At 37.1% G+C, this 9,375-nt stretch carries 7 protein-coding genes; all 7 read left to right on the top strand.

Going from position 1 to position 9,375, the window contains the following annotated elements; genetic code table 11:
* The coding region (locus Q0829_RS27235; RefSeq protein ID WP_298549193.1) for a hypothetical protein at positions 1 to 1,539 on the top strand (1,539 nt) is incomplete at its 5' end.
* Between the two features lie 66 nt (positions 1,540 to 1,605).
* On the top strand, positions 1,606 to 2,553 hold the full coding sequence (locus tag Q0829_RS27230; protein ID WP_298549191.1) for a hypothetical protein: 948 nt from the start codon (positions 1,606 to 1,608) through the stop codon (positions 2,551 to 2,553).
* 15 nt (positions 2,554 to 2,568) lie between these two features.
* Positions 2,569 to 4,878: a Calx-beta domain-containing protein gene (locus Q0829_RS27225; RefSeq protein WP_298549188.1), complete on the top strand. Its 2,310-nt coding sequence runs from the start codon at positions 2,569 to 2,571 to the stop codon at positions 4,876 to 4,878.
* Between the two features lie 9 nt (positions 4,879 to 4,887).
* On the top strand, positions 4,888 to 6,048 hold the full coding sequence (locus Q0829_RS27220) for a gliding motility-associated C-terminal domain-containing protein (RefSeq protein WP_298549186.1): 1,161 nt from the start codon (positions 4,888 to 4,890) through the stop codon (positions 6,046 to 6,048).
* Between the two features lie 154 nt (positions 6,049 to 6,202).
* Positions 6,203 to 7,648, top strand: a complete 1,446-nt coding sequence (locus Q0829_RS27215; RefSeq protein WP_298549184.1) for a hypothetical protein — start codon at positions 6,203 to 6,205, stop codon at positions 7,646 to 7,648.
* Positions 7,649 to 7,912: 264 nt separating this feature from the next.
* Positions 7,913 to 8,461: an ATP-dependent Clp protease proteolytic subunit gene (locus Q0829_RS27210; protein ID WP_298549181.1), complete on the top strand. Its 549-nt coding sequence runs from the start codon at positions 7,913 to 7,915 to the stop codon at positions 8,459 to 8,461.
* Positions 8,462 to 8,634: 173 nt separating this feature from the next.
* Entirely contained in the window at positions 8,635 to 9,360 is a 726-nt protein-coding gene (locus tag Q0829_RS27205; protein WP_298549178.1) for a M15 family metallopeptidase, read from the top strand.
* Positions 9,361 to 9,375 lie beyond the last annotated feature (15 nt).

Genomic DNA, 9,375 nt, shown 5'->3' with positions numbered 1-9,375 from the left:
GGTGCCACTGGAAGTACCGGAGCAACTGGTTCAACAGGAAGCACAGGAGCAACTGGTTCAACAGGAAGCACTGGCGCAACTGGTGCTACAGGAAGCACTGGCTCAACGGGTGCTACAGGAAGTACTGGCGCTACAGGAAGCACAGGAGCTACAGGAAGCACTGGCGCAACCGGATCTACAGGAAGCACTGGCGCTACAGGAAGCACAGGAGCAACTGGTGCTACAGGAAGCACTGGCGCAACCGGAGCTACAGGAAATACAGGTGCAACTGGTGCCACAGGAAACACAGGAGCAACTGGCGCTACAGGAAGCACTGGCTCAACGGGTGCTACAGGAAGCACAGGAGCAACCGGTGCTACAGGAAGTACAGGTGCCACAGGAGCAACTGGTGCCACAGGAAGCACTGGTGCTACAGGAAATACAGGTGCAACTGGCGCTACAGGAAGCACAGGAGCAACTGGTGCTACAGGAAGCACGGGAGCAACTGGCGCTACAGGAAACACGGGAGCAACCGGAGCTACAGGAAGCACAGGAGCAACTGGTGCCACAGGAAACACAGGAGCAACTGGTGCCACAGGAAGCACTGGCTCAACGGGTGCTACAGGAAATACAGGTGCAACTGGCGCTACAGGAAGCACAGGAGCAACTGGTGCTACAGGAAACACAGGAGCAACTGGAGCCACAGGAAGCACTGGCGCAACCGGAGCTACAGGAAATACAGGAGCAACCGGTGCCACTGGAAGTACCGGAGCAACTGGTGCTACAGGTAATACAGGAGCAACTGGCGCAACAGGAAACACGGGAGCAACGGGTGCTACAGGAAGTACAGGAGCAACTGGCGCTACAGGAAATACAGGAGCAACCGGTGCTACAGGAAACACAGGAGCAACTGGAGCCACAGGAAGCACAGGAGCAACCGGAGCTACAGGAAATACAGGAGCAACCGGTGCCACTGGAAGTACCGGAGCAACTGGTGCTACAGGTAATACAGGAGCAACTGGCGCAACAGGAAACACGGGAGCAACGGGTGCTACAGGAAGCACAGGAGCAACCGGTGCTACAGGAGCGCAAGGAGACCCTGCGACTGATGATCAAGAAGCACCAGATGTCCCTCTAAATCCAGATTTAGATGTCGATAATGATGGTACAGATGAAACTAATGTTCAGGAAGCTTTAACTGAGCTAGCTGCATTACCTCAGATATGGGCAGCAGGTAGACATAACGCTAATGAATTATCGGGAACAGCATCTAAAACAGTCTACAATGCTACGATTACACGTGTAAGCCAAGGATTATTTGACATTACGTTCCCTGATATTGGAAGCACTAATTATATCATACAGATCACACCTGAAGACTGCGGTGGTAATTGTCCAGATAATGGTGGTAGTGGATATGATGATCCTACAGTTGGATACATAGCCTCTACTATTTCCTCAACTGGATTTAGAATAAGAGCTGGGGATAATGACAATGGTACTACAAACTTGGATTTAGCAGATCTAGGATTTATGTTTACAGTAATTAGATTACCTTAATTTACTAATCTTTCAATATTTTTAAAATTTAGTAAGCTAAAGATCAAATTTTTCAAGATCCAAAACATGAGAAAAGTAATTTTTTATTTATTATTCACTTTTTATGTATCTAATATAGTTGCGCAAATAGATGCTGGTAATCTATTAGGGCTTCCAACTGCCACTGATTTTACAGAAATCAATGGTATTGTTGGTCCGGAAATCGGTGCATTAGTATACAATCTAGATGATGATCAAGTATACCGTTTTACAAGTACGGGATGGGAAATCATTAATGGTGAAAATTTATATAACTCAGATGGAACATTAACAGCAAATCGCGCTGTAAATATGGCTACTAACACATTACAATTTAATACAGATCTATCTTCTGGTGAAAATATAACTTTAAGAAGAACAAATAATTCGAATCAAATAGGTTTGGCTTTCAGGAATTCTGGCAATGCTTTTGATGCGGCTATTATATTAGATTCAGGAACTAATAATGGTATTTCTTTTAATACTATTGGAAACGTTTCTTCTGCTTCTACATTGGGACTTGCTATGAAAATTCAAGATGATGGTGAATTAGATTTACCAGAGTATGGAGAACCAACCCCTAATTTTGAAGGTACGGCAACAGCGACCAAAGCCTTAGGTGTTAATGCTGATGGATCAGTAGTTGAGTTAAATACTACTAAATCATCCAGAATATTCTACCCTCCTTCTATTGCTATTGATGCTAGTACTATTTCGGCAAATACAGCTGCTCCAGGAGACGAAAGTGTTAATTTATACGATCAGTATATAGAGCAATTCACTTTAGCTAATGCAGCTACTTCTGCATCAAGTACAGGATCGCCAGGTACTATACCAACATATTTAGCCAATGAATTATACTATTATGTAACATTTTTTGACCCAGCGGTTTTTGCTAATGTTGCAATAGATGCAAACGGAGAAATGACCTATGATATTATAAACACTCCTGCAGATTTTAATTCTTTAATTAATGTAGTTTTTGTAGTAAGATAAATCGAAAATAGCCCAGTGAAAAAACTAAAGACCAACATATTATATTTTCTTTTACTATCAGTAGTCTTAACTATAAACCACGCACTTGGCCAAGATACTTTTATAGACGACTTTGCTCCGGTAGCTTATAACAATAATGATAATGGAAACCAAAATTGGGGAAGTAATTGGATAGAAAACAATGAAACTACGAACCCAACCGCCGGTCGTGTTTTTATACACTCTCCTGCATTTGGATTTGGCCCAGCATTTGCTGCACTTGATAACACACTTACTTTTTTTAATCTCGATGGGAGATCAATAAGAAGAGATCTAGATTTATCAGCTTATTCAAATGTAACTCTTACTTTGGATTATGATTCAAGATTCAGAGGTAATGAGACTCTTCTAGTTGAATTATTTAATAATGCCTTAGGTGATTATGAAACAGTAGCTACGATCAACACAACTGAAATTAATTCGATACCGATTGTAAATTTAACTCCAAACCAAATTTCAGCAAATTCCTCAATTAGATTTTCTGGAGCAGATAATAACTGGGGGAATGAAGCAATTACAGTTGATAACATTGTATTTACAGCGACACTTGCTGGACCTCGAATTTCCATTAATGATGCCACTGTTAACGAAAATGCAGGTACTGTAAACTTCACTGTAAATCATATAGGTACTAATGCAACAGGCCCTTTTACTGTTGATGTCAATACAATTAACAATACTGCTTTTGCGGGTAGTGATTTTAATCTTATCACTAATACACTTTCTTTCTCTGGTACTTCTGGAGATTCGCAAAATATTTCAATTTCAATTACAGATGATCTTGATATAGAAATAGATGAAGATTTTTCTATTAGCTTTAGTAATCCAAGTGATCCATCTGTGGATGTAAGTGATCAGGCTGTTATTACCATAACAGACAATGAGACTGATAATCCAAGACCTTATGAAGAGAGATTTGCTATCAATCTTAGAGGAAATTTTGATATGATTGGTAATACCAATCTTACCTGTACTGCTAATTGTGCAAGCCCTGTTGCCAACAATCCTCCGGTTGTAATGGGGTATACTTCAATTGATGGATCTACTATCAATTCGAGTAGTTCTAATCTGTCCTTACCCGCAGGTGCCACTGTTAGTTGGGCAGGATTGTACTGGGGCGGAACTTATAGTTCTTCATTCGCTGGAATAAATAATCCGGATCCTTCAATTTTAAGAACAGATCAAGTTCGGTTTAGAGTTCCTAGTTCTGGAACTTACTCTACTGTAACTGCGGATGTTTCAAATTATGAAAATTCATCCTTTAACGGATGGGCTGTTTTCCAGTCTTTTGCTGATGTAACGAGTTTAGTACAAGGTGCCGGATCAGGAACCTATACTATAGCCGATATTGCGTTAACCACAGGTAGTGCTTTTACCGGACCTTTTGGTGGGTGGACCATGGTTATTGTCTATGAAAATCCCGCTGATCTAACCAGAAGTGTAAATATCTGGGATGGTTTCGACTTTTTCGGATTTGGAGCTAATGATTCCTTTACTCTTACAGGGTTATTGACTCCTTCAGCAGGAGCCTTTGATACTAAAACTGGGTATTTTGGAATGGATGGAGAAGCAGGTGCGGCCTTTGTTGGAGATTTTGTAGCAATTAACGGAACAGCTCTTTCTAATGCTTTGAATCCTGCAAATAATACTTTAAATAGTACAATTTCTACTTTTGGAATTGACACTGGAACTAGAAACCCTAATCAAAGTTATAATTGGGGTTTAGATATCGATATATTTGATAGTAGTGGTTTAATCCCTAATAATGCTACAACAGCTACTGTTGATTTAGGAAGTGCCAATGAAGGCATTTGGGGAGGAGTTTTTGCTAACTCGACGCAAGTAGCTTTTCCGACGGTTGCTAGTAAATCCTTTAGCCCTGTTCAAATAAATTATGGCGAAGAATCTACGGTAACTATACAATTCAGCAATCCTTCTGATGGTGTAGATCTTACAAGCTTATCGTTAACAGATAATTTACCTTCTGGCATGAACATATCAACAACACCAGATGCTACTTCTTCTTGTGGAGGAACTATTACTGCGGTTTCAGGCTCTAATAGTTTTTCTATATCTGGAATTAATTTAAATGCAGGTAATAGTTGTACTTTTACATTTGATGTTATTGGAACTCAAGTTGGAGCACTTGATAATACTATCTCATCCAGTGATATTTCAAATGATCAAAACATTCCGCTTGCTGGAACTACCACTGGTACTCTAAATGTTATTGTCAAAACCGTAATAACGAACCGTAGAATCACTTATAGAGTAAAACCAAATTAAGCGAATAAAATGAAAATAATAATTATTACATATCTGTTTTTGTTTTCGCTTGTATTAAGTGCCCAGACTGCATTTCATAACTTTGGGAACATACAAATTCATGATCAAGGTCAAGTAGGATTTCATATGGATCTGGTCAATGATGGTACTTTTGATCAAAATGTTGGATTCACTGGTTTCTACAATCAAAATAGTTTAACAATTTCGGGAACAAATCGTCCAATTTTCTATGATATGGAAATTGATGTATTAGATGATTTATTTCTAGAAGTGGCAGTAGGTGTTAATAATTTCCAAGAGTTTACTAACGGAAGAGTTTTTACACCAAGAAATCAAATAAATGTTTCTTTGGATTATCTTAATGACGCTCCCTACTTAGGAGAAAACAACGATCGTTATGTTGATGGTTATTCAACTATCACTGGTTTGCTTGATTTTTCATTTCCTATTGGTGATGATTTTCGTCATAGACCAGCTCGCATAGAGAGTCAGGCAGCTAACAACACCGCTCGAGCAGCTTATTTTTTCGAAAATCCAAATTTTCCTAATTTTTTCTCAGATAATTTTGACACAAACAATTTTGGTGATCTGTTATTTGGAATTAGCATTTTTGAGTTTTGGGACGTAGATGGAGATCGAGAAACCAGGGTAACGCTAACTTGGGATACCAATAGTAATATTCCCACCTTGGTCAATGATTTAGCCGATTTAAGAGTTGTAGGATGGGATCCAAACTTAGAACAGTGGGTTAATCTTGGAAATACTGCAGTAACGGGAGATCTTGACACCGGTGAAATTACCTCTGACATTATTATCCCTAATAATTATGTGGTACTTACCTTCGGTACTTCTAATAGAATACTGGACAGTGACCTAGAGGTATTTACTGCTGTTTCTCCAAATGGAGATGGGTTTAATGACACCTTTGTTATACAAGGACTAGCACAATTCCCAGATAACGAATTGTTTATATATAATCGTTGGGGTGTATTAGTGTATAACCGAAAAGCATATCACGAAGTTCAACAAACTTCAGAAGCTTTTAATGGTATTTCCCAGGGTCGTGCAACTATTGCAAAAGGAGAAGAGTTACCTGTAGGAACCTATTATTATGTATTATTCGCAAATGGAATAAAAGATAGAGCAGGTTATTTATATATTACAAGATAATGATCCTTATGTATTATAAGTTTTAAAACACTTAAATATCTATTAAAATACTTTTAAGACTTTCAAGGGAAAAAACAAAAAAATAGTAACTTAGTTACTTATTAAAAAGTTATTGATACTTTTTAGATTTAATTTTATGTCCCAATAATATTTTATGAAAAGACTATTATTTTTTATACTTATTCTATATTTAACTCAGGCATATACTCAGATAGATGCAGGCTCAGTTATGGGATTACCAACCGCTGCCACTACAGTAGAAATGAACGGAGTAACAGGAGCTGCTACCGGTGCTATTTTATATAACCTTGAAGAAGGTAAAATTTTTGTCTTTGATGGTACAAACTGGGTTTCTACATCTAATGATAATTGGTTAGTAGATGGTAATACTGGACTTCCGACTACTTCTTTTCTTGGACATATTGATGATGTTCGAATGGAAATTAGATCCAACAACTTACCATTATTACAATTTGGAAGGAGACAAACTCTTGGGTTAGTTCAAGGATTTCCAGATTATACAGACAATGACCAACCACTTGTACTTTTAAATGGAGATGGAACTACTTCTGCTCTTCAATTTACTGCTGCTGGAGCAAGTTTTTATCGACCTATATTTTTTACAACTACCAATGGAAGTTTTAGACTTAAAGGTAGTGCGGGTGAAACCGACTTATTTGAAATAGGATCTGCAGGACCTTCCAATGATGGAAGGTTAGAATTTATAATAGGTGATGATGGTGCCGAACCTATAGTATTTAAAAGATATGATTTTAGAAGAGGACAATTCCATCGAGAACTCTTTAGAGTTCAAGGAAGTAATAATACTGCAGATGCTACAACTAGATTTGGAATTAACTTAAATACCCAAGAAGTACCAGTGGATGCTGATTATGATGATTCTTCCGCTGGTTTTGCCATAGCCAATTCTACACTACAAATAGAAGGTTCCGTTTCGACGTCTATAATAAGTACTACAGGAAATTTAACCTTAACAGAAGATCATCATACCATTGTAATTACTGGAACTCATGACATTACACTTCCTGATGCTAATACTCGTCAAGGAAGAATATATATTATTAAAAATAGCACAAATGCAATTAGAGATATTAGTACCTATGTCGATCTGACCAACACGGATCAAACGGCAATATCTGCTAACTCCGTTTTATGGGTAAAAAGCGATGGTACCGACTGGCAACAAATTAATAATAATAGTGGCTCAGGTAATACTACTATTGTAAGTACAAATGCAAACAATAATATCACAGCAGGAACCGATGGAGGGGCATTTTTTGAGAATCCAATAAAAGCAATGGGCAAAGTTGCTGGAAACGGAACTGCCTTGAGAATACAAGGAGCTACTGTTGTTAGAAATAGTACAGGGAATTATACCGTTACGTTAAATACTGGACGAAGTACTGATGACTATATTATTCAATTAACTGTTAACGATCCAAGTATTTTTCAATCATCAATGCAAGTAACTGCCCAATCTAACAATACCTTTACAGCACAAATTTACGTAAGAACTAACGGTAGTTCTACACTATTTGTTGATGATGCAGATTGGTATTTTACCGTAACTGATTTCTAGCCCAATAGTTTTTTTACGTAATTGCACAAGCATATCCAATATCCTTCATTAAGATAAAACTTATTTGATAGACAATTAAAAATGTAACTATTAAAACTATGTACCATTAATTTTTTGAATTAATGATAAAGGCTTCTGGGAACTCAGGTTTTAAAATCTTGTATTTATTTATATACGTATAAAATATGTTATCATTTATTTCGTGATATTTTGTAAAAATAATTATACTTTTAACTACATTTAGAAAAAATAATCATAAATCACATGAAAGAGAAATCAGGAAAAATCCAGGATATAATAGACAAAAAATTTCTAGAAGAACGTAGTGTTTTTCTGTGGGGTCAAGTGGATGATAAATCAGCTAAGCATGTAATTGACAGATTGATGTATCTGGATATGATTAGTAATGAAGAAATAAAATTATACATCAATAGTCCGGGTGGTTATGTAACATCAGGATTCGCTATGTATGACACGATTAAAGCATTAAAAAGTCCTGTCTCTACTATCTGCACAGGATTAGCAGCTTCTATGGGATCAATTCTTTTAAGTGTGGGCGAAAAAGGACGTAGATTTATCCAACCTCATGCTAAGGTAATGATACACCAGCCCAGTGGTGGAGCTAGAGGTCAAGCTTCTAATATAGAAATTCAGGCTACAGAAATTTTAAAAACCAAAGAATTAAGTGCTCAAATTCTAGCAGATAATTGTGGTCAAGATATCGATAAAGTATTGAAGGATTTTAACCGCGATTACTGGATGGATGCTGATGAATCTATCGAATATGGTATAGTAGATGGTGTACTATCATAATTACAAAATATTTTATTATTAAATATTCGAATTTTTTAAGGTCAAAAAAACACCGCAGTGCATCATGATAAGATGGTTAACTGCGGTGTCTCATTTTAATTTCTTAAATTACAGATACATTTATAAACTGTAAGGATCACTCTTTCTGATTCAAAAGGATAATTTTGTTAATAATGCAAAGAAAAAAATTTATTCAAGTAAGCGCTATGGGACTGGTAGGATTATCTTCCATATCATTTACTGATTTTCAGTCGCGGTATACCAAAGGTGATCTTATGGGAAAAGGAAATCCTAAACTTGTTGGTGAAGGGCATAAATTACGTAAAAAAGCGCATCAAGCTTTTCTAAAAATGAAAAGTGCAGCCTTAGAGCAAGGTATTAAACTTAAAGTTGTTTCCAGTTATAGGGATTATGAGCACCAAAACCGTATTTGGGAACGTAAATATGAAAGATATACCGCTAGCGGATTATCACCCATAAAAGCGATCCATAAAATAATTGAATATTCTACCATTCCTGGTACATCACGTCATCATTGGGGTACCGATATGGATATTGTTGATGGAAGTGTTAAACAACCTAAAAGCGTACTTTTAGAAAAGCATTTTCATAACGAAGGTCCTTTTACCAGATTTAAGACGTGGATGGACCATAACGCTAATGACTTTGGTTTTTATCTCGTTTATACAAATAAAAAAGGCCGAAAAGGATTTAAATATGAGCCTTGGCATTACTCCTACGCTCCATCATCGGTTCCAATGCTTAAAGAATTTAAAAAACTTGATATAAAATCTGAGTTGCAAAAAACAGTATTAATGGGGAGTTCTAATTTCACTTCAGAATTCATACAACAATATATGGATCAAAACGTATTGGACATTAACCCTAAATTGTTGTAACACATACTAAAACTA

It is taken from the genome of uncultured Aquimarina sp. (genome assembly GCF_947492405.1).
Lineage (GTDB): Bacteria > Bacteroidota > Bacteroidia > Flavobacteriales > Flavobacteriaceae > Aquimarina.
The sequence above is the reverse complement of the archived record's forward strand: the minus strand, read 5'-3'. Positions and strand labels throughout refer to the sequence as shown.